A 21,094-nucleotide genomic window follows, 5' to 3' on the forward strand; every position below is an offset into this window, starting at 1 on the left:
GAACCCTCAACGGCCGAACTGGCCCGGCGAGCGTCCCTCGCCCGCGGGGCCGCGGTACGCCTGCGCGATGTCCAGCCACTGGTCCGCCAGCGCTCCCTCGGCGCGGACGTCGAGATCGTCGCGGTGACGGCGCCGCGTGACCAGGAGGCAGAAGTCCTCCGCGCTTCCGGTGATCCGCTCCGGCGAGTCCTCGGGGCCGAACGTCCACACCTGACCCGACGGCGAGGTGATCTCGAACCGGAACTCCTGCTCCGGCGGGGTCAGGCCGCGCGCTTCGTAGCCGAAGTCCCGCACCCGGACGGCGAAGCCGACGAGGTACGCGAGCCGGTCCGTCCGCTCCGGCCGCACACCCAGCGCGTCCGCCACGTCCTGGCCGTGCGCGAACAGTTCCATCATCCCGGCGCAGGCGAGGATGGCCGGCGGCAGCGGGTTGACCAGCCACGGGACGACCTGGTCCGCCGGGACCGCGGCGAGCGCCTTGATACCGGCGTCGCGTTCGGCCCGCCAGCGGCTCAGCACGACCTCGTTGGGGTCACCGAGGTAGTCGTCGAGGGCCGCGTTGACGGCGGCGTCGAAACCGCGGGCCATCGACCGCTTCATGACTTCGGCGAACGTCTGCGGCTCGCCCGCGGACAACCCGGCGATCTTGAAGATGAACGCGAGATGCGCGATCTGGTGTTTGACCGACCAGCCCGCCGCGGGCGTCGGAAGATCCCATCCCGCGTCGTCGAGGCCGGCCACCAGGGCGTCGACCTGTTCAGCCTCCGTGGTGAGGTCCCTGATCACGTTCCGGAAGTCAGTCACCGTGCCGTCCTCTCGCCGTTTCCACCCTCTCGAATGATGCGGACGCGTCCGGCCGTCGTCTTCTCTTCGTGAGCCCCGTCGAAATCCGAGGTTGATTCTGGAGCCGGGTCCAAGTTCTACGCTCGTGGCATGACGCCGTTGACCATGTCCGAAGTGGCCTCCCGCGCCGGAGTGCGGCCGGACACCGTGCGTTACTACGAGCGCATCGGCCTGCTGCCCACGCCCGCGCGGACGTCCGGTGCCCACCGGCGCTACGACGAGGGCGTCATCGACCGGCTGCGGTTCATCCGCGGCACCCAGCGGCTCGGGCTGACGCTGACGGAGATCGGTGACCTGCTGAGCGTGCGCGACACCGGCGTGTGCCCGTGCGAACCCGCCGAAACCCTGCTGCGACGCCATCTCGCCGAGATCGAAGCGGAGAGGGCGCGGCTCGGCGAACTGCACGCCGAGCTCACCTCCATGCTGTCCGGGATGTCCGGTGCCACCTGCGCCGATCCGGTTCCCGGTGCCTGGTGCCCGCCCGGCTGTACCCCCGAGAAAGGAGGTGGATGATCATGCGGAACGACGACTGGTGCGATTGCGACTGCTGCGGCAGCGGCTGCTGCTGACCCGCTTCGGCGGGCCCGGCCGGGCTTGACGTCACCCGGCCGGTCACTCCTGCGGCAGGAGCACGGTCGTCCCGATCCGGTCTTTGCTGACTTCGGCCGAATAGGCCATCAGACCGCCCGCCTGCGCGTCCCGGAACAACCGCTGGATCGGCGAAGTGCGGAGGAAGCCCGAACCACCGCCCGCCTTCAGCGCCAGCTGGGCGACCTCGCGGGCGATGTCGTTCGCGAGGAGCTTCGCCGTCATGGTCGCGGGCAGGAACTCCGGTGAGTTCCGGTCCGCCAGCCACGCCATGTTCCTGGCGTACATGAGCGACGCTTCGAGGCGGGAATGGACGTCCGCGACTTCGAATCGCAGCCATTGCATTCCGGCGAGCGGCTCCCCGGTCGCGGGGATGACCCGGCTCCGGGCGTGCGCGATCAGCGCTCGCTCCGCCGCGTCGGCGATCCCCAAGGACAGGAAGGCGAGACCCGCCGCGATGTGGTTCGGCCGCTGGACGGTCGTGGGCGGGCACCGGCGATCCTCCCGCAGGAGGGTCCCTTCGAAGGAGACGAGCTGGCTTCGGCTGGCGCGCAGCCCCATCGTGTCCCAGATGGGCACGAAGGTCATCGTGTCGTCCGGCGGGACACCGAAGAACGTGGGCACGCCGCCGACGAGCGCGTTGACCAGGAAGTGATCCGCGGCCTCGCAGCCGGAGACGAACCGTTTGGCGCCCGTGAGCCGGTATCCGCCGTCGACGGGTTCGGCGACCTGTTGCGGCATCAGGAACATGTTGCCGCTGCTCGGTTCCGACAGCGCGTTGGCGAACCGCTTCCCGCCGATGAGTTCTTCGGCGTAGAAGCGCCCCACATCGGGAGCGGACAACTGCGCCAGCCCGGCCGCGGCGCCGATGTGCATCACCCAGACACACGCGGTGGACGAACAGGCGGCGCTGAGAATCCGGACGATCTCACCGTAGCTTCGATAACTGAGGTCCTCGCCTCCGAGCTCCGCGGGCAACGTCGCCCTGTCGAGCCCGGTCGCGTGCAAGGCGCGAAGGTTGGCGATCGGCAGCTCGGCCGTGTCGTCGAATTCGGCGGCGCTCGCGGCGAAGTCCGTCGCGAGTTCGGTGACGGTTTCGATCCAGTGGCGTTCGTGGGCGGGCGGGTCGAACGGGTGGACGGGCTCGGTCATGATCGCATCATGCCGGAATCGCGAAGGCCTCCTCGCCACCCCGAGAATGGCGAAGGAGGCCTTTCACGGTCCGGCCGTCACACTCCGGTGCAGGCGGCCATGGCGAATTCGCCCGAAGCGGTCTTGGTCGAGACGACCGCGCCGTCGACGGTGATCTTGCAGGTGACGGATCCACCGGTCTCGCCGGTGGTCACGGTGAGCGTCCCGCCCTTGTAGACGCCCTTGTTCTCGACTTCCTTGTTCCACGGCAGCGCCGGGACGGTCTCGGTGGCGGGGTTCAGGACCTCGCCGTAGATGACCTCGACGTTCGTGGCGTCACCGGTGACCTCGTAGGACACCTTCGCGGTGCGGTTGATCTCGTTGTTGACCTCGTTGACCGCCGCGTTGAACACGAAGATCCACACCACGCAGACCACGAGCCCGAGCGCGGACAAGGCGATACCGGTGATGGAGAGGCCCTTGTTGGAGGCCTTCCCGTTCTTGACGCGGATCAGCCCGATGATCGAGAAGATCAGGCCGAGGATCACCAGCGGCCACGCGATGACGCCGACGAACGGGATCGGGGAGAAGACCAGCCCCACCAGGCCGAGGACGAAGCCCGTGACGCCGATGCCGTTGCGGGGAGGCATCGGACCGGCGGGGGCTTGCGGGGCCGGCGTGTAGGGGGTTTGCTGGGTCACGGGGGTTTTCCTTTCCAAAGGGATGAACGAGGCGGCATACAACCAGCGATCGCGAAGTGTCCGCGTCGTCCTCGGCGCGTGAACCCGGTACGACGAAAGTCGTAATCCACGCGTCGTGAAGGACCGGTTCCGCTGATGCGGCCGGCCAAGCGGGCCTGCGTACGCTCGGCGCATGGCAAGGCGTGTGCTCGGTGTGGTGCTCACCGTGGTGGCGGTCGCGGCGTGCGTGATCAGCAGCATTTTCGTCTTCAGCGCCCAGGGTTACCTTCCGGCGACGCGATCGTTCGTCCCGACGTGGTGGTCCACGCTCGGTTTCCTCACCGGGATCGCGGCCGCGGTGATGCTCTGCTGGCGGCACAAATGGCCGGAACTCGTCCTCGGCATCGCCCTGGTTCCGCCGCTTTGTTTCCGCTCCGACGCGCTGGCCGCGTTGGTCGCCCTCGCCGCGCTGGCCGCGCACCGCCGCGACCGTCTCCTGTGGACCGGCTCCGTCCTGGTCTACCTCGCGACGGCGTGGGCGTTGTTCGGCGACGCCAACCGCCATCCCGACGTGACCGTCGCGGGGCAGATCGTCGGCAAGCAGTTCTCCGCCGTACAGCTGATGGGGACGCTGACGGTCGCCGTCGTGATGACGGCCGTACCGCTCACGGTCGGCGTCGTCCGCGGGATGCAGGGCACGATCGCGATCCGCGAGGCCAAGGAAGCGGAGCTCCGCGCCGAAATGACCCGCCGCGCGGAACGCACCCGCATCGCGCGCGAGATGCACGACGTCCTCGGGCACCGGCTTTCCCTGCTATCGCTGCAGGCGGGCGCGCTCGAGGTCAGCAACGGGCCCGCGACGACCGAAGCCGCGAAAACCGTCCGCACGACGGCCCGCCAATCACTCGAAGATCTGCGGCAGGTCATCGGTGTCCTGCGCGATGGCCAGGGTTTCGGTGAGGACGGTTCGCATCCCGAGCCGCCGCAACCGACGCTGGCGGACCTTCCCGAACTGGTCGCCAACGCGCGGCGGGCCGGGCTGGGCGTCAACGTGACGATCCTGCTCGACGACGCGGGCGGCGCGCCGGCGCTGCTCGGCACGACCGCGTACCGGATCGTCCAGGAATCGCTGACCAACATCCTGAAACACGCGCCGGGCGCGCCGGCCGAGGTGTCGGTCCGCGGCGGTCCCGGGAACGGGCTCACCGTCGAGGTGGTCAATCCGGTGCCCGCGACGGCCGCCCCGGGCAAGCCACCCGGTGCCGGCGCGGGGCTGACCGGGATCGGTGAGCGGGTCACGCTGGCCGGAGGGAACGCCAGCGCCGGCCCCACCGAGGAGGGCACATTCGCCGTCCGGGCTTGGCTACCGTGGGGACACCACTAACCTGTCCGGGTGAACCAGCGCCCACTGCGAGTGCTGCTCGTCGACGACGACCCGCTCGTACGAACCGGTTTGTCGATGATCCTGTCCAGCACGGGCGACATCCAGGTCGTCGCGGAGGCGGGCGACGGGGACGAAGCCGTGCCGAAGGTGACCATGCACGCGCCCGACGTCGTGCTGATGGACATCCGGATGCGGCGGATGAACGGGCTCACCGCGACCGCCGCCGTCACCGCGCTGCCGAATCCGCCGAAGGTCCTCGTGCTGACCACCTACGACCTCGACGAGTACGTCTTCGACGCGCTCGGCGCGGGCGCCAGCGGGTTCCTGCTGAAAGAGGGTTCGCCGCAGGAGATCATCGACGCGGTCCGGGTGGTCGCGGCGGGTGAGGCGATGCTTTCGCCGCGGACGACCCGGAAACTCATCGGGCATTTCGTCGCGACCAGGACGAGCCCGCGCCGTCACCGGGCGCGAACCGGGCTGAGCACCCTGACCGGACGCGAGCGGGAGATCGTCACCGCCGTCGCGCAGGGCTGGACCAACGCCGAGATCGGCGCGGCCCTGCACCTGAGCGAAGCGACGGTGAAGACCCACATCACCCGGATCTTCGCGAAACTCGACGCGACCAACCGGGTCCAGCTGACGATCTTCGCCTACGAAGCCGGGCTCGTCGCTCCCTGAACGTCCGTCGCGAGCAACCCGGCGGCGACGGTCCCCCAGAGGACGACGGCGCCGCCGAACCCCGGCACGAGCTGCCAGGCCGCCGCCCAGCCCGCGATCGCGAGCACGGCGGCCAGCCCGGCGACAGCGCACAACAGGGCGCTCAACACCAGGAAACGCCGTGAGCCGAACAACTTCGCGAACGGCAGGAAATGCAGGCCGACCACGAAGAGCACCCACGCGGGCACGGCTTCAGGAACTTCGAAGACCGCCGAAAGCACCCGTGCTCCGGCGAAGATCCCCACCAGCATGAGCAGCACGGCGATCCCATAGCGTTTGCCGAACGGGCTTTCTTCCCGGCCTCCGCCCGCGGGCAGCCCCGCTCCCCTGCGGGCGATCAGGACGAGCCGGCCCGCCAGCGCCAGCACCGCGGCGAGGCCCACGACGACCAGCGGCGTCGATCCGCCGGGAACGGAGGAGGCACCGAAGAACCACCACCCCGCACCGAATCCCACGCCGATCGCGGAGCTGATCAGCAACGTGACCAGATGCCCCTTGGTGAACAACACGTCCGACATCACGCGAACTCGGCGAGGAGGGAAGCCGCCTCCCGCGGATGGATGAGGAACCGGACGTGGCTGCTCGCGAGCGACCGCACGTCGGTCGGGTTGTCCGGGGTGAGCGCGTCCGCCTCCTTGACGAACCGGTCCTGCAGCGCGAGCGGCATCGACCGGTCCTCGGTGAGCCTGACGTAGGTGCGCGGGATCCGGCCCCAGGTGGCCGCGACGGCGAGTTCGGTTCCGGCGTCGAGGCTCTCGTCCGGCTCGAGGGTGTTGAGGTAGGCGAAGAACTCCTGCTCGGTACCGTCTTCGAGCATCGCGTTCTTCAACGCGGCCAGCAGCGCGGGATCGGCCGTACGCCAGTTCATCCGGAGCGCGCCGAGCTCGGCGGGATTCGCGACGACGACCCCGCCGACGTCGTTGAGCGCGCTGCTCGCGTACTCGGGTCCCTGCATGTACTCGCCCACCGTCGCGTCGACGCAGCACCACGCCGAGATGTAGACGATCCGGTCGATCAGTTCGGGGACGGCGTTGCCGACGCCGGTGAGCACGAGCCCGCCGCGGCTGTGCCCCACCAGCACGACCGGACCGTGCTCGGCGACCTTGCGCACGACGTCCACCACCTGCTCGACGGCTTCGGCCAGCGTGACCCCCGCCTGGTTCGACGGCGCCGTGGCCAGCGCTTCGAGGTCTTGCGGCGCCTGGTAAGCGGCGTGGAAACCGGCGGCGAAGCCGTGCCCGGGGAGGTCGACGGCCAGGGTGCGATGGCCGAGCAGCGCGAGCTCGCGTTGCAGCGGGCCCCAGGTGAAGGAGGCGCTGCTGGAACCGTGCACGAGAACGTAAGTCGGAGTCACGGTTCGTATCCTGTCATCCCGGCTTTGCCCGGATGACGGCTCAGCCCGCGATGAGCACCTGGCCGCCCCCGTCGAACCGGTAGCCGACCCCGCGCACCGTCGCGATCGGCGTCAGCACGGGTTCGAGCTTGCCCCGGATCTTGCGGACGTGGACGTCCACGGTCCGCCCGTTGCCGCCGGACAGGCCCCAGACCTGTTCCATCAGCGTGCCGCGGTCGAAGACGCGGTCCGGGTTCCGGCTCAGGAACAGCAGCAGGTCGAACTCGAGCCTGGTGAACTCCAGTACCTCGCCGCGCAGCAGCACCCGCCGCGAATCCGGCTCGATGCGCAGCGGCGGGGCGGACTCACCGGACCGCCGGCGTCCGGCGAGTTCGACGACCTGGCCGGTCCGGACGGTCCGCGCCGTCAAGGTCACGCCGACAGTGTCCTCAAAGGACTCGAGCAGCCGCGCGGCGATCGTGGCGGCGTGTTCGGAGTCCGTGCTCACCCGCAACGCCAGAGTCAGCTCGACGGTCGGCTCGACGCTCACCGCGATCGACTGCGTCATCTCACACCACCCGGACCGGATGCCGGACGACGGCGTCGAACAGGTAGCCCTGGGTGTTGTGCGGGGTGACGTCGGGCTGGGTGACACCGGTGATGTCCGTGGCCCGGGCTCGAAGCGTGTGGTTCCCGGGATCACCGGCACGCCAAGGGATCTCCCAGCGCTGCCACCCTCGATCCGCGGCCGCGCCCACGAACTTCGCCTGCCGCCAACCACTGCCGGTATCGACGTCGACCCGCCGGATCCGGCCGTTGCCCGACCAGGAGCGCCCGCGCAGCACCTGCCTGCCACCGGCCGCGAACTCGGCGTTCCAGGGCAGTTCGAACGCGCTCTTGACCACCTGCCGGGTCACGAGCGTGCCGTCGGCCGGGTAGTCCGGCCCGAGCAGCCGGTAGTACTGCGTGTTCCATGGCGACACCAGCGGCGTGTCCGAGACTTCGATACGCCCCAGCCATTTGATCGACGAGATCCCGGCCCACGACGGTACGACGAGCCGCACCGGATGGCCGTGATCCGGCGGAAGCGGACGTCCGTTCATCTCGTAGGCCAGCAGAACGTCCTGCAATGCCTTCTCGACCGGCAGTGGACGGCGCACCTTTCCGAGGTTCACCCCGCCGGTGACGTAGTCGGCGTCCAGCCCCTCCGGCAGGACGTCCACCGCGTGCCGCGTCAAGCCCGCCTTGGCCAGCACCGTGGCAAGCCGGACCCCGCGCCAGCGCGCGACGCCGATCGCGCCGAGCTTCCAGGCCGTGCCCGACACCGTTTGCCCTTGCTGGCTGGTGAAGTAGCTCCGTCCGTTGCCCGCGCATTCGATGGCGGAAGTGATCGTCTCCGACGGCAACCGGAGCAAGTCTCGGTAGCTGAACTCGACCGGCCCGCCACGCAGCCCGCTCCCGAAGAGCTTCAGCCGCCAAGTGCCGACGTCGATCGTCGGGGTGGCGGTGTGGTTTCGCACGAAGAAGCGCTCGACCGGGGTCAGATAGCCTTGGCCGCTCAGCGCCTCCCAGCGCGTCTCCGCGTTGGTGCCGTAGACCTCGAAGATCTCCGGTGGGAGCGGCTTCACGATCGGTGTCGCCGCCGACGCCGTCCCGGACGGAAGCGCGCCGAACGCCGTCAGCGCGAGTGAGCCGCCGGCCGTCAGCCGGAGCATCCCGCGCCGCGACAACGCCTTCCCCGCCCGCCATTGCTCGATCCGAGTGCGGTCGTAGGTGGCTTCGTCGGTCAGGCCGGTTCCGGTCATGTGGGTCATTGTCGGCAGCGGCGGTCCGTGTGGACCAGGCCGTCCACAGAGCGGAACCGGTGGCCTGACCGCGCCACATCGGTGCGCCGCTCAGGCCACCATGTAGGTGATGGCGCCGCAGTCCCTGAGCCCGCCGCTGCCGTCGGCCTGACATACCCGCATGCGCAGACTGCGACCGTCCTTGAACGCCAAATTGTATCGGTTCACATCATTGGCTCCTTCGTCCTTGCCGCTGTCGTAGTTCTTGTACTCCCGCCATTTGCCGTCGTAGCAGATATCGAAATCCACGACGACGCGGCGCCCGTTCGAGTGCTTATCGACCACGGTGAGGATTTCACCGTGCTCCGCGAAGTCCGCATGTCCGTCGGGCAACCAGCCGATCGGCGTCTGCATCCCGGAGTTCGTGATTCCGCGCCATTTCTTGCCATTGAACCTGTCGGGGTCCGACACGAAGCAGTCGGCCTTCGCGGAGACGTCTCCGGGAGAAGCCACCGCCGAGGCGGCCCCCTGAAGTGACAGCCCCATGATCATCGACAGCCCGGCGACCAACGCCAGAATCGATCGCGAACGAGTGCGCACGGCAAAACCGCCCTTTCGAGAACAATTGCCTGCCTGATACCGGCATCAGCAACCGTCTCCCGGCGCGATCAGGGAAACAACATGTTTTCGTCCAGGCGCAAACGGCCGCGGAGGTTCGCCGGTTCACTCACTTCGGCCCCTGGCCCGTCTGCCGCACTGCGCGAGGCCCTCCCCACGAGCGCCGAGCACTGTGTGGATGCCGTACGTGCCCCGGACGGGGATCGAACCCGCACTGTGTCGATTTTAAGTCGACTGCCTCTGCCAGTTGGGCTACCGGGGCACCGACAGCCTAGGCGATACCCTTCAGTTCGCGGCTTCAGTACGCCGATATTCGAGCCAACGGAGGCCGAGCTCGTTCCAGACGGCCTGGTACTCCTCGAACTTCTCGGTGATCAGCCGGGGATCGATCCGGTCCGGCGGGGTCGACGCGAGGTAGAAGCTGAGCTCGTCGCGCAGCCGGTAGAGCCGGAACTGCACCTCCTCCATCAGGACCCACAGCGAGCGCCAGGCGAAGAAGGGCTCGAGCGCGCCGACGACGGTCGTCACGGCCACGAGGGCGAACGCCACCCCCGTCCAGCCGTTGAGGTTCTGCAGGCCGAGGATGATCGTGGACGCAGCGGACAGCGCGAGCAGGAAGACCCTGATGGACACGGCGCGCCAGCGGAAGCGCCTCTTCCTGGAACGGGCGTGCGCGTTGTCGCGCTCGATCCTCTCCAAGACGTGCTTCGCCAGTTCGGCCGGAGTCAGGCCGGTGGCGAGCGGGACGGCGGGTACGGACTTCCGGAATGCCTGCACCAGCAAACCTTAGACGCCGTGAAGGCCTCCTTCCCTACCTTGAGCGTAGGGAAGGAGGCCTTCACGGCGTTACGAACTCAGGACTTCGACAGCCTGTCGAACTCCTCGCGCGGGTTGTTGATCTGACCGAGCGAGATGACCTCACGCCGGAACAGGCCACCGAGCATCCAGTCGAACAGGATGCGGATCTTGCGGTTCCACGTCGGCATCGCCTTGAGGTGGTACGCGCGGTGGAAGAGCCAGGCCGGGAAGCCCTTGATCTTCAGGTTCAGCGCGTCGGCGACACCCTTGTGCAGGCCGAGGCTGGCCACCGCGCCCAGGTTCTTGTGGTAGTAGTCCTTCGGCTTGCCGCCGCGGATCACCTTGATGATGTTCTTCGACAGCAGACGCGCCTGGCGAACGGCGTGCTGCGCGTTCGGCGGGCAGGTCGCGGTCGGGTCCTGCTCGGTGCGCGAGAGGTCCGGCACGGCGGCGTTGTCACCGGCGGTCCAGACGTCGGGGTGCCCGACGACCTGCATCGCGGCGGTGGCCTCGACCCGGCCGCGCTTGTCCAGCGGCAGGTCCGAGCTGGCGAGCACCGGGTTCGCCTTCACACCGGCGGTCCAGATGATCGTGTCGGTGTCGAATTCGGTGCCGTCCGAAAGCACGACGTGGCCGTTCTCGAACGACTTCGCCGCTGTCGACAAATAGACTTCGATGCCGCGCTTCTCGAGCTGCTCGACGGTGTACACGCCGAGCGTCTCGCGCACCTCGGGAAGGATCCGCCCGGCGGCCTCGACGAGCACCCAGCGGATGTCCTCGACCTTGAGGTTCGGGTAGTAGTTCTCCACCGCGAACCGGGTCATGTCCTCGAGTTCGGCGAGCGCCTCGATACCGGCGAACCCGCCGCCGACGACGGTGAACGTCAGCAGGCGCTTGCGCTGCTCGGGGTCGAGCGTGCTGGCGGCCTCGTCCAGCTTCGTCATGACGTGGTTGCGCAGGTAGATCGCCTCGCCGATGGTCTTGAAGGCGATGCCTTCCTCGACCAGGCCCGGGATCGGCAGGATGCGCGCGACGGCGCCGAGCGCGACCACGAGGACGTCGTAGTTCAGCTGCTCGACGTGCCCGTCGGCGGCCTCGACCGTCACGGCCTTGCGCTCGTGCTCGATCTTCGTCACGCGCGCGGTGAGCACGTGGCAGCGCTTGAGCACGCGCCTCAGCGGCACGACCACGTGCCGCGGTTCGATCGCACCGGCCGCCGCCTCGGGCAGGAAGGGGGCATAGGTCATGTGCGGCTGCGGATCAACGACCGTCACGGACGCTTCGTTGGCCCGGAGCATCTTCTGGAGCCCGTACGCCGTGTAGAGCCCGACGTACCCACCACCGAGGACGAGGATCCGTGTCGGTTCCGACTTAACACCAGCCATATTTCTATAGTCGCACCCATCTGCTGAGATCGCTCGGAGACCCCATCCGGCTGTGACCAGCGTCGCCACGGTTTCCGCACCGATTCAGTTCAGGCCGGCCGCCGAGGTCGCGGAGGCGAGGACGTCGCACACCATGTCGAGGGTCAGGCGACCGGTCTGGACATTGCGTTGCGACACGTGATAACAGCCGAAAAGCCGCAGGTCGCCGAGTTCCAGTTCGGTTCCGTGGCCGAACTTCGGGCGTGGCGCGGGCACCGGCCAGCCCGCCTCCGCGAGCACCGGCAGCAGTGCCTGCCAGCCGAACGCGCCGAGCACCACGACGGCCTTGAGCGTCGGCTTCAGCAACGTGAGTTCGGCCGCGAGCCACGATCGGCAGGTTTCCCGTTCCTCAGGTGTGGGCTTGTTGGCGGGTGGCGCGCATCTCACCGGGGAGACCATCCGGGTCCCGCGGAGCTCGAGACCGTCACCGATATGGGTCGACGTCGGCTGCGACGCGACCCCGACGCGGTGAAGCGCCTTGAAGAGAACGTCGCCGGAAGGGTCGCCGGTGAACAGCCGGCCGGTCCGGTTCGCGCCATGTGCCGAAGGGGCGAGGCCGACGATCGCCAGCGACGCGTCCGGCGGGCCGAAGCCGGGCACGGGCCGGGCCCAGTAGGTCTCGCCGGCGAAGGCCGCGCGTTTGACCACGGCGATCTCCTCGCGCCACGCGACCAGCCGAGGGCAGGCCCGGCAGCCGACGACCTCGGCGTCGAGTTCGGCGAGCGAACGGAACCTCATAACGCCTCTTTCAGCGCGTCCCGGGCGAGCCGATCGGCTTGCCGGGTGGTCTCCGGCTGACGGAAGGACGGGCACAGCCGCAGCACCTGGCGGCACGCGTTGTCCAGCGAGATCTTGTGGCCGACGGAGACGTAAACGGGCTTCACGTCGTCCTGGGTGCGCAGGACCGCGCCGACGACCTCGCCCTCGTCCAGCAGGGGTGCCCGCGAGCCACGGGCATCGCCGGGCTCGTCGTGTTCACCGATGAAGCGGGTCTTGCCGACCCCGATGGACGGCAAGCCGGTCACGACGCCGACGTGGCAAGCGAGCCCGAACCGGCGTGGATGCGCCAGGCCGTGGCCGTCGCAGACCAGCAGATCCGGGACGTGATCGAGCGCGCGGAGGGCGTCGAGCAGCGGAGGAAGCTCGCGAAACGCGAAAAGGCCCGGTTCGTACGGGAACGCGACCCGGGAAACGACGGATCGCTTTTCCACGACGCGGAACTCATCGGTTTCGAGGGTGACCGCGGCGGCCGCGATGAGGCCGCTGGCCTCGTCGTAGGCGACGTCCAGCCCAGTGACCGTGACGATCTCTTGTGGACAGCGATCTTCGAGTTCGACCAGGCCACGCAGGGTTTCCTGGATCCCGATCGCCTCCTGGGGAGTGCTCGGGCGATCATGCGCCGTGACGATGTCCACTCCTACAGACTGCCAGTAAGTTGGAGGCATGCCGGACACCAATCCCGATTCGAAGGCCACCGACGAGAAGGACACCCCGTCGGTGGAAACCAAGGTCGAGCCGACCGACGACCTGGTCACCACGAAGCACACGCTGACCCTCAAGCGCAAGAAGCTCGCCTACACCGCCCAGACCGGGCGGATCGTGCTGCGGAAGGAGGTCGTCACCGACGGCAAGTCCGAGGGCTACAAGGCCAAGGCCGAGGTGTTCCTGACCTCGTACACGCTCGACGACGCGGAGCCCGGCTCGCGCCCGGTCACGTTCGCGTTCAACGGCGGGCCCGGATCGGCGAGCGTCTGGCTGCACCTGGGCCTGCTCGGCCCGCGTCGCGTGCTTTCGGGCGACGTCGACGACCCGGTCGCGCCGCCCTACGGGCTGACCGACAACCAGGAAACCCTGCTGGCGCACAGCGACCTGGTGTTCATCGACCCGGTGTCGACCGGCTATTCGCGCGCCGTGGACGGCGAGGCGGCCAAGGAGTACCACGGGTACACCGCCGACATCGAGTCGATCGGCGAGGTCATCCGGCTGTGGGTCTCGCGCAAACAGCGCTGGCTCTCGCCGAAGTTCCTCGCGGGCGAGTCGTACGGCACGCTCCGCGCGGCCGGGCTGGCGTCGCATCTCCAGGAACGCCACGGCATGTACCTGAACGGGTTGCTGTTGATCTCGTCCGTGCTGGACCTGGGCACGCTGCGGTTCACCGAAGGCAACGACCTGCCGTACTCGCTCTACGTGCCGACGTACGCGGCGATCGCGCATTACCACGGCCTCCACGGCGACCGGCCGCTCGACGACGTCCTGGCCGACGCCGAGGACTTCGCGGCCAAGGAACTCCCCTGGGCCCTCGCGCGCGGCGCCCGTCTGTCCACACAGGACCGGGCGGAGGTCGTGGCGACGCTCGCTTCGCTGACCGGGTTGAGCGAGTCCTATGTGGACCGCGTCAACCTGCGGATCGAGCACGTGCGGTACTTCACCGAGCTGTTGCGGGACAAGGGTCTCGTCGTCGGCCGGATGGACGGCCGGTTCACCACCTGGGAGCCCGACGGCGGCCGGGAGCACATGAGCGACGACCCGTCGATCTCGCGGATCATCGGCGCGTACACGGGCGGGCTCAACCACTACGTGCGGGCCGAACTCGGCTACGAGAACGACCTGCCGTACGAGATCCTGTCGACCGACGTGTTCAAGGCCTGGTCGTATTCCGACTTCGAAGGCCGCTCGGTGTCGTCCGTGGACTCACTGGCGTCGGCCATGCGGGCGAACCCGCATCTTCAGGTGCACGTCGCCTTCGGTCACTACGATGGCGCGACGCCGTACTTCGCTTCGGAGCACGTACTGGCGCGCTTGCAGATTCCCGAGGAGCTGCGGGAGAACATCGACACGGCGTACTACCCGGCCGGGCACATGATGTACGTGCACGAGGAGTCGCGGGTGCGGCAGGCGAAGGACCTGGCGAAGTTCATCAAGGCCGCTTCCGGGAAGTAGCCGCCTACTCGCGAGCGGCACCCTCAGGCGCTATGAACGGTCCGTTCCTTGCAAATTTCGCAAGGAACGGACCGTTCATAGCATTCCGGCCCCGCGCACTGTCGGTGTCCCGGTCCACCATGTCGGCATGTACCTATCACGAGCTCCACTAACGGACTCATACCTACGTCAACACAGTCGGCACGGCGTCATCCGTGTGGCCACCTTGGAGAGACTCGGGGTTACGCAAAGCACGTCGTATCGAAGATGCCAGCCTGGTGGAAGGTGGACTCACCTCCTGCCGGGCATCGTCCTTCTCTCGAAGGAGCGGCCAAGCGCACGGCAGCGAGTGGAAGCCGCCCTAATGCTCACCCATGCTCTGGGAATCGTCACCGGCTTCGAGGCCGCGCGGCGTTACGGGCTACGACAATCCGGCCCTCACGGGACAGTCCACGTGCTCATCCCCGAACAGCACCAGGTGCGAAGCGTCAAGTTCGCGATCATCGAACGAACGATTGCGATGCCGGAACGCCGCGTGCTCGAAGGGGTACCGCTGGCGGCACCGGCTCGAGCCGTCTTGGATGGCGTAAGGCGCATCCGAGATCTCGACCCGGTTCGCGCTCTGCTCATCGAAGCCATCGAGACGGGCCTTTGCACAGTGGACGAGTTGAGCGCCGAGCTCGAATCCGGCAGCAGGCGAGGAACAGCTCTCCCTCGCGCCGTGCTCCGAGAGCTCGCCGCCGATGTCAAGTCTGTCCCTGAAGCGGCATCGCTCGCGATCTGGACGAAAGCGGGACTGCCACCTGCCGAGCGGAACGTCAAGATCTACGATGCCTTCGGCAACTACATCGGCAAGCCGGATTCATGGTGCGACGAGCTCGGCATGGCATGGGAAGTCGATTCGTATGCCTTCCACTTCGGCAGGGACGTCTATCGGAAGACCCTCCACCGCAACAATCGCTACGCGGCTGCGGGAATCATCGTCGTCCAGACCTTGCCGTCTCGGATTCGCGACGAACCGGAGAAGGTCATCGCCGAACTCCGTGCCGCGGCCGCGGCAGCGGCGCGACGTCCGAGACCTGATGTCACTGTGGTCCGTACCGATCGAGCCGCCTGACGGTCCGGCTCGCATACGCTATGAACGGTCCGTTCCTTGCAAATTTTGCAAGGAACGGACCGTTCATAGCACTCTAAGGAACCGAAGAGATCAGCCTCGCAGGTATTGAGCACCCCGCGTCACAGCCGACCAGGCGTCGACGGCACCATGGCCGTAGAAGCCGTTGAACGAAGCGTCACCGGTGCAGGTCGCGGTGAACGACGCGTCCCGGCCTTCGTCCAGGTAGTCGACGGTCCGCGGCACCGGGCAGGCGATGTCCGAAGCCGTGCCTTCGAGCACCCGCTGCACGGCGTCCGGGTTCATCCCGAAGTCGCGCGACCCCTTGCCGTACTGCGAAACGATCAGCGCGGCGACACCGGTCGCGTGCGGCGACGCCATCGACGTCCCCTGCAGCCACTGGTAGTAGCCGACACGGCCGTCGGCGGCGGTCGCCTTCTTGATGCCGGCGGTGACGCCGTCGGGCGTGACGTTCCCGTCCGCGTCGATCATGCCTTCGGCGACACCGACGTTGCGCGGGTAGGTCGAGAGGATCTGGTTCTCGATCGTGCGGAACCACGGGGTGCCGAAGTAGTCACGGAAGTATCCGCCGGGCGCGGACACCGAGATCTGCTCGGTCCCGTAGTTCGAGTAGTCCGCCTTCGCCTGCGACGGGCCGAAGGACGAGACGCCGATCGTGTGCGGGCCTTCGATGGGCAGCGAGAGGCAGCTCGCGTTGTCGATCTGCCGCGGGTGCGTGCTGTTCGACGGGTAGCCGGGGCTCGACGCGTCCGGCTGCGGCGCGGCGAGGTCGCTGTGCTGGTTGCCCAGCGAGACGACCTGGGTGACGCCCTTGCGGTGCGCGTAGTTCAGCGCGCGGGTCGTCGCCTCGATGATGGTGCGCTGCTCGGCCTGCTGCGCGGGGGTGTCCGCGGGGTTCGCGGTGCAGTTGTACAGCCAGGGGTCGGTGAAGAAGCTCATGTTCACGACGTCCACACCGGCGTCGCCGGCGTAGGTGATCGCGTCCACGGTCGGCTGCAGGAAGAAGAAGCCCGAGTCCTGCCCGGCGCGGAGGTTCACCAGCGTCACGTTCGGCGCGACACCCGAGACACCGAAACCGTTCGCGGCGGCGCCGATGGTGCCGGCGACGTGCGTGCCGTGCCCGTTGTCGTCGTGGTCCGCCGGGTCGACGCAGCTGCGGAATTCACAAGGTCCGTCGACGACGGCACCGTTGACGTCGGAGACGATGTCCTTCGTGAAGTTCCGCGACGCCGCGCGGTCGAAGTTCGGCGCGATGTCCGGGTGGCTCCCGTCGACGCCGGTGTCGATGACGCCGACCTTCACCCGCTTGTCACCCGGCTGCTTGGTGCGCGAAAGGTCCGACCGGACCGACTTGAGGCCCCACAGCTGGTCGTCGAGCGGATCCATGCCGACGGCGTTCGCCTGCACCGGCTTCTTGGCCGAGGCGGCGCCGCGGCCCTCCTTCTCGACGACGCCCGGCTTGACCTTCGCCTTGCCCTGCTTCGGCGCGGTGCCGATCGCCTTCGCTTTGGCGGCACCGAAGACCGACCGGTCCGCGGAGACGCGCTCGGTGAAACCGTTGGCCGGCGCGGTCGCGGTGACGAGGCCGACCGCGGCGTTGCTCGTCACGACGGTGCCCCCGGCGGCGCGGACCGCCCTTTCCACCGAAGCGACGCTCTGGCCGTCCCGGGCCAGTACCGAGAACTCGGTCGCCGCCCCGGAGAGCTGCGGCTGCGCCGAAGCCGTCGGCGCGGCCACGATCGCGCCGAACAGCGGTACCGCCAGCGCGACCACGAGAGATCTGGACTTTTTCACTTCCTGCCTCCTGAAGGAAAACTATTCGGGCAAACTACGTCAGCGATCCCTGCGTATCAACGAAGTCCCTACGAAAGTCAGGGGACGACGGTTTTCTCATCCGCGAAATGACAGGCGGACAAATGCCCGCCGGACCGGGTGATCAATTCGGGTTCCTGGTCCGCGCAAATGTCCTGCGCCTTCCAGCACCGCGTGCGGAACCGGCAGCCGGACGGCGGATCCAGCGGGCTCGGCACGTCGCCTTCCAGGCGGATCACCTGCCGCTGCCCGCGCAGCGCCGGATCCGCGACCGGAACCGCGGACAGCAGCGCCTGCGTGTAGGGATGCGACGGATGTTCGTAGATCTCCTCTTCCGTCCCCATTTCCACGATCTTGCCGAGGTACATCACCGCCACCCGCGTGGAAAGGTGACGGACAACCGACAGATCGTGTGCGATGAACACATAGGAAAGGCCGAATTCCTTCTGCAGATCACCGAGCAGGTTCATCACCTGTGCCTGGATCGAAACGTCCAGCGCGGAAACCGGCTCGTCGCAGATGATCACCTTCGGCCGCAACGCCAGCGCCCGCGCGATCCCGATGCGCTGGCGCTGCCCGCCGGAGAACTGGTGCGGGTAGCGGTTGATGTGCTCCGGGTTCAAGCCGACGACGTCGAGCAGCTCCCGCACCTTGGCCGCCCGCGATCCCTTCGGCGCCACCTCGGTGTGGATTTCGAAGGGTTCGCCGATGATGTCGCCGACCGTCATCCTCGGGTTCAGCGAGGTGTACGGATCCTGCAACACGATCTGGATCTCGCGCCGCAGCCTGCGAAGTTCCGCTCCCCGCAACGCGAAGATGTCGCGGCCTTCGAAGGTCGCGAGCCCGCCCGTGGGTTCCTCCAGCCGCATCAGCACCTGGGCCAAAGTGGACTTGCCGCAGCCGGATTCCCCCACCACACCCAGCGTTTCGCCCGGCATCAGATCGAAGGAGACGCCGTCGACGGCCTTCACGTGCCCGATGGTGCGTTTGAAGAGGATCCCGGCCCGCACCGGGAAGTACTTCACCAGGTTTTCGACGCGCAGAATGGGCTCAGACACGATCGCTCACCACCTCGTCGGCGAAGTGGCAGGCGCTGACCCGGCCGAAACCGAGGTTGTGCAGGGCGGGCCGTTCGGTCTCGCACCGGCCTTCCGCCCGCGGGCAGCGCGGATGGAACGGGCAGCCGGACGGGATGTTCAGCAGGCTCGGCGGCAGGCCCTTGATGGTCTCCAGCGTCTGTCCTTTGAGGTCGAGCCGCGGCAGCGAGGCCATCAGCGCCTCGGTGTAGGGATGCCCCGGCGAACGGAAGAGCTCGGCGACGTCGGCCTGTTCGACGATCCGGCCCGCGTACATCACCGCGATCCGGTCGGCGACCTCGGCGACCACCGCCAGGTCGTGGGTGATCAGGATCAGCCCCATCCGCCGTTCGGCCTGGATCTCCGCCAGCAGGTCCATGATCTGGGCCTGCACGGTGACGTCGAGCGCGGTCGTCGGCTCGTCCGCGATCAGCAGATCCGGGTCGAGCGCGAGCGACATGGCGATCATCGCGCGCTGCCGCATCCCGCCCGAGAACTGGTGCGGGTACTCGCGGACCCGGCGGGCGGCGGCGGGGATGCGCACGATGTCGAGCAGTTCGATCGCCCGCTTCCGAGCGTCCTTTTTGGACATGCCGAGCCGGACCCGCAGCTGTTCCTCGATCTGGAAGCCCACGGTGAACACAGGATTCAGCGCCGAGAGCGCGTCCTGGAAGATCATCGCGATCTCCCCGCCCCGCACTTCACGCCGCCGCTCTTCGGTGGCGGTGAGCAGATCCTCACCGCGGTACCGGATCGCGCCGCCGGTGACGACGGCGGGCGGGCTGTCGAGGATGCCCATCACGGTCTGCGCCGTGACGCTCTTGCCGGAGCCCGATTCTCCCAGCACGGCAAGGGTTTCCCCGGCGTGCACGGAGTAGTCGACGCCGTTGAGCACGGTCGCGACGCCATCGGACGTGCGGAATTCGACATGGAGGTCTTCCACCTCCAGCAGCAGTTCGTCGGACACGGACGATCACCGGGCCTTCGGGTCGAGCGCGTCGCGGATACCGTCACCGAGCATGACGAACGCGAGCACGGTGATGGTCACGAACCCCGCGGGGAACAACAGCATGTGCGGGTTCACCCGGAAGTAGTCCCGCGCGTCGCTGATCATCACACCCCAGGAGACGACCGGCGGACGCACGCCGACACCGAGATACGCCAGTGTGGCTTCCGCGCCGATGAACGCGCCGAGCGCGATGGTCCCGTAGACCAGCACCGGCGCGACCGTGTTGGGCAGCAGATGCCGGAACACGATGCGCGGTGTGCTCGCGCCGAGCCCGCGCGCGGCTTTGACGTAGTCGAGCTGTTTGGCCACCAGCGTCGCCGACCGCATGATGCGCATCGCCACCGGCCAGCTCAGCGCGGCGATCGAGACCACCACCTGCACGATGATGGTCACCACGCCGGGATTCGAGCCGGGCGCGTTGAACGTGGTCAGGATGACGATCGCGCCGAGCACGAACGGCAGCGCCGCGAAGATGTCGCCCACTCGCGAGAACAGGCTGTCGACGAGACGGCCGTAGTACCCGGCGACGATCCCGACCACCGAACCGATCAGGATCGTCAGGATCGTCGCGAAGACACCGACCAGCAGCGACGCCCGCGCGCCGTGGATGGTCCGCGCGTAGACGTCGTATCCCTGGTTGTCGTAACCGAACCAGGCGTCCGCGGACGGTCCTTCGTTGGCGTGGAGCAGATCGCTGAACCCGGCGGGCCGGGAGCTGAACAGGTCGGGCGCGATCGCGATGAGCACGACGAGCGCGATGATGACGGCGGAGATGATGAACGACGGCCGCTTGCGCAACATCCGCCAGGCGTCGCCGCCGAGGCTGCGCGGCTTGTGCGCCTCCGCGGAATCGTCGGCGACACCGGCGCCGGCGACGTCCACAGAGGACACCCCGCCGGCCACATTGGGGTCAGTCATAACGGATCCTCGGGTCGAGAACGGCGTAGAGCAGATCGACGATGAGACTCACCAGCAGGTAGACCATCACCAGCAGGACGACGACGCCGGTGACGGTGGCGCCCTCCCGGTTCTGGATACCGCGGAAGATGAGCCCGCCGATGCCGTTGATGTTGAACACGCCTTCGGTGACGATGGCCCCGCCCATGAGCGCGCCGATGTCGGTGCCGATGAAGGTCAGCACCGGGATCACCGAGTTCCGGAGCAGGTGCACGCCGACGACCCGGCTGCGCGGCTGCCCTTTCGCGACGGCCGTGCGGACGTAGTCGGCGTGCCGGTTCTCCGCGATGCTCGTCCTGGTCAGCCGGGCTATGTAGGCCATGGAAAGGCTGCCGAGCGCGATTCCTGGCACGATCAGTTCGCCGATCGTGGCGTCCTCGGACACGCTCGCGTCGATGATGCCCAGTTCCGAACCGAGCACGATCTGGAGCACGATCGCGGTGACGAACACCGGGATCGAGATCAGGAACGTGGTGGACATCAGCACGAGGTTGTCGAGGAAACCCTTGCCGCGCAGGCCGGTCAGGATGCCGGCGGACAGGCCGATGATCGCTTCGATGGCCACCGCGATGAGGGCGAGCCGGACGGTCACCGGATAGGCGTTGCCGATCAGCTCGCCGACCGAGACACCGTTGAAGGTCTCGCCCCAGTCGCCGGTGAACAGGTTGCCGAGGTATTTGAAGTACTGGACGAAGATCGAATCGTCGAGGTTGAACTTCGCCGTCATCATCTCGATGTAGGCGGGCGGGCAGGCGACCTGGCCGCATTTGCCGGCGAACGGGTCACCGGGCACCGCCCAGACGAGGGCGTAGATGAGGAACGTCGTGCCGAAGAAGACCGGGATGAGTTGAAGTAGGCGTCGAAGGATGTACTGGGGCATGGGCGT

22 protein-coding genes and 1 tRNA gene are annotated in these 21,094 nt (G+C 67.9%); 5 read left to right on the forward strand and 18 right to left on the reverse strand.

Annotated elements, in window-relative coordinates; genetic code table 11:
* Window positions 1-6 precede the first annotated feature (6 nt).
* Window positions 7-804, reverse strand: a complete 798-nt coding sequence (locus ACOCEP_RS05395) for a TIGR03084 family metal-binding protein (protein ID WP_482336088.1) — start codon at window positions 802-804, stop codon at window positions 7-9.
* 129 nt (window positions 805-933) lie between these two features.
* On the opposite strand from ACOCEP_RS05395, the gene ACOCEP_RS05400 reads away from it, so the two are divergent.
* A complete protein-coding gene (locus ACOCEP_RS05400) occupies window positions 934-1,356 on the forward strand; it encodes a MerR family transcriptional regulator (RefSeq protein ID WP_482336089.1) in 423 nt (140 codons plus the stop codon).
* Window positions 1,357-1,455: 99 nt separating this feature from the next.
* Here the strand turns inward: ACOCEP_RS05400 and ACOCEP_RS05405 are convergent, their stop codons facing one another.
* Window positions 1,456-2,583 carry an acyl-CoA dehydrogenase family protein gene (locus ACOCEP_RS05405; protein ID WP_482336090.1) on the reverse strand — a complete coding sequence of 376 codons (1,128 nt, stop codon included), beginning with the start codon at window positions 2,581-2,583 and terminating at the stop codon, window positions 1,456-1,458.
* Window positions 2,584-2,660: 77 nt separating this feature from the next.
* Window positions 2,661-3,212, reverse strand: a complete 552-nt coding sequence (locus ACOCEP_RS05410) for a DUF4190 domain-containing protein (protein WP_465411224.1) — start codon at window positions 3,210-3,212, stop codon at window positions 2,661-2,663.
* Window positions 3,213-3,435: 223 nt separating this feature from the next.
* Here ACOCEP_RS05410 and ACOCEP_RS05415 point away from each other — a divergent pair, with 223 nt between their 5' ends.
* Window positions 3,436-4,626 carry a sensor histidine kinase gene (locus tag ACOCEP_RS05415; RefSeq protein WP_482336091.1) on the forward strand — a complete coding sequence of 397 codons (1,191 nt, stop codon included), beginning with the start codon at window positions 3,436-3,438 and terminating at the stop codon, window positions 4,624-4,626.
* Between the two features lie 30 nt (window positions 4,627-4,656).
* Entirely contained in the window at window positions 4,657-5,304 is a 648-nt protein-coding gene (locus tag ACOCEP_RS05420; RefSeq protein WP_482339590.1) for a response regulator transcription factor, read from the forward strand.
* On the opposite strand, the gene ACOCEP_RS05425 is transcribed toward ACOCEP_RS05420, so the two are convergent.
* The 10 genes from ACOCEP_RS05425 to nfi all read right to left on the reverse strand — a co-directional run bounded on the left by ACOCEP_RS05425 (window position 5,277) and on the right by nfi (window position 12,715).
* Window positions 5,277-5,861 carry a DUF7010 family protein gene (locus ACOCEP_RS05425; RefSeq protein WP_482336092.1) on the reverse strand — a complete coding sequence of 195 codons (585 nt, stop codon included), beginning with the start codon at window positions 5,859-5,861 and terminating at the stop codon, window positions 5,277-5,279. The genes ACOCEP_RS05420 and ACOCEP_RS05425 overlap by 28 nt on opposite strands.
* Window positions 5,861-6,697: an alpha/beta fold hydrolase gene (locus ACOCEP_RS05430; RefSeq protein WP_482336093.1), complete on the reverse strand. Its 837-nt coding sequence runs from the start codon at window positions 6,695-6,697 to the stop codon at window positions 5,861-5,863. The genes ACOCEP_RS05425 and ACOCEP_RS05430 overlap by 1 nt, the downstream gene beginning before the upstream one ends.
* A gap of 40 nt (window positions 6,698-6,737) precedes the next feature.
* Window positions 6,738-7,244: a winged helix-turn-helix domain-containing protein gene (locus ACOCEP_RS05435; RefSeq protein WP_482336094.1), complete on the reverse strand. Its 507-nt coding sequence runs from the start codon at window positions 7,242-7,244 to the stop codon at window positions 6,738-6,740.
* Window position 7,245: 1 nt separating this feature from the next.
* The gene (locus ACOCEP_RS05440; protein WP_482336095.1) at window positions 7,246-8,481 is read right to left on the reverse strand and encodes a sulfite oxidase; all 1,236 of its coding nucleotides are present in this window, start codon (window positions 8,479-8,481) and stop codon (window positions 7,246-7,248) included.
* 90 nt (window positions 8,482-8,571) lie between these two features.
* Complete coding sequence (locus ACOCEP_RS05445) at window positions 8,572-9,060, reverse strand: hypothetical protein (RefSeq protein WP_482336097.1); 489 nt, start codon at window positions 9,058-9,060, stop codon at window positions 8,572-8,574.
* A gap of 206 nt (window positions 9,061-9,266) precedes the next feature.
* Window positions 9,267-9,340: transfer RNA gene (locus tag ACOCEP_RS05450), tRNA-Leu, on the reverse strand.
* Window positions 9,341-9,363: 23 nt separating this feature from the next.
* Window positions 9,364-9,855 (reverse strand): SLATT domain-containing protein, encoded by a 492-nt coding sequence (locus ACOCEP_RS05455; RefSeq protein ID WP_482336098.1) that lies wholly within the window; start codon window positions 9,853-9,855, stop codon window positions 9,364-9,366.
* 77 nt (window positions 9,856-9,932) lie between these two features.
* Window positions 9,933-11,261, reverse strand: coding sequence for an NAD(P)/FAD-dependent oxidoreductase (locus tag ACOCEP_RS05460; RefSeq protein WP_005155795.1), 1,329 nt, complete (start codon window positions 11,259-11,261; stop codon window positions 9,933-9,935).
* A gap of 84 nt (window positions 11,262-11,345) precedes the next feature.
* Window positions 11,346-12,038 carry a uracil-DNA glycosylase gene (locus ACOCEP_RS05465; RefSeq protein WP_482336100.1) on the reverse strand — a complete coding sequence of 231 codons (693 nt, stop codon included), beginning with the start codon at window positions 12,036-12,038 and terminating at the stop codon, window positions 11,346-11,348.
* The gene (gene nfi / locus ACOCEP_RS05470) at window positions 12,035-12,715 is read right to left on the reverse strand and encodes a deoxyribonuclease V (protein ID WP_482336101.1); all 681 of its coding nucleotides are present in this window, start codon (window positions 12,713-12,715) and stop codon (window positions 12,035-12,037) included. Before nfi ends, ACOCEP_RS05465 begins: the two co-directional genes overlap by 4 nt.
* A 28-nt stretch (window positions 12,716-12,743) precedes the next feature.
* Here nfi and ACOCEP_RS05475 point away from each other — a divergent pair, with 28 nt between their 5' ends.
* Together ACOCEP_RS05475 and ACOCEP_RS05480 are read left to right on the forward strand one after the other, a co-directional pair.
* Complete coding sequence (locus tag ACOCEP_RS05475; protein WP_482336102.1) at window positions 12,744-14,240, forward strand: S10 family peptidase; 1,497 nt, start codon at window positions 12,744-12,746, stop codon at window positions 14,238-14,240.
* A gap of 343 nt (window positions 14,241-14,583) precedes the next feature.
* Window positions 14,584-15,336: a hypothetical protein gene (locus ACOCEP_RS05480; protein ID WP_482336103.1), complete on the forward strand. Its 753-nt coding sequence runs from the start codon at window positions 14,584-14,586 to the stop codon at window positions 15,334-15,336.
* A 90-nt stretch (window positions 15,337-15,426) separates the two neighbouring features.
* On the opposite strand, the gene ACOCEP_RS05485 is transcribed toward ACOCEP_RS05480, so the two are convergent.
* From ACOCEP_RS05485 to ACOCEP_RS05505, 5 genes are all read right to left on the reverse strand, one after another.
* On the reverse strand, window positions 15,427-17,127 hold the full coding sequence (locus tag ACOCEP_RS05485; RefSeq protein WP_482339592.1) for a S8 family serine peptidase: 1,701 nt from the start codon (window positions 17,125-17,127) through the stop codon (window positions 15,427-15,429).
* A 98-nt stretch (window positions 17,128-17,225) separates the two neighbouring features.
* Complete coding sequence (locus ACOCEP_RS05490; protein ID WP_482336104.1) at window positions 17,226-18,224, reverse strand: ABC transporter ATP-binding protein; 999 nt, start codon at window positions 18,222-18,224, stop codon at window positions 17,226-17,228.
* Window positions 18,217-19,209 carry an ABC transporter ATP-binding protein gene (locus ACOCEP_RS05495; RefSeq protein WP_482336105.1) on the reverse strand — a complete coding sequence of 331 codons (993 nt, stop codon included), beginning with the start codon at window positions 19,207-19,209 and terminating at the stop codon, window positions 18,217-18,219. Before ACOCEP_RS05495 ends, ACOCEP_RS05490 begins: the two co-directional genes overlap by 8 nt.
* A 6-nt stretch (window positions 19,210-19,215) precedes the next feature.
* On the reverse strand, window positions 19,216-20,169 hold the full coding sequence (locus ACOCEP_RS05500; RefSeq protein ID WP_482336106.1) for an ABC transporter permease: 954 nt from the start codon (window positions 20,167-20,169) through the stop codon (window positions 19,216-19,218).
* The gene (locus ACOCEP_RS05505; protein WP_016337270.1) at window positions 20,162-21,088 is read right to left on the reverse strand and encodes an ABC transporter permease; all 927 of its coding nucleotides are present in this window, start codon (window positions 21,086-21,088) and stop codon (window positions 20,162-20,164) included. Before ACOCEP_RS05505 ends, ACOCEP_RS05500 begins: the two co-directional genes overlap by 8 nt.
* Window positions 21,089-21,094 lie beyond the last annotated feature (6 nt).

This window comes from Amycolatopsis sp. CA-211722, assembly GCF_056828465.1.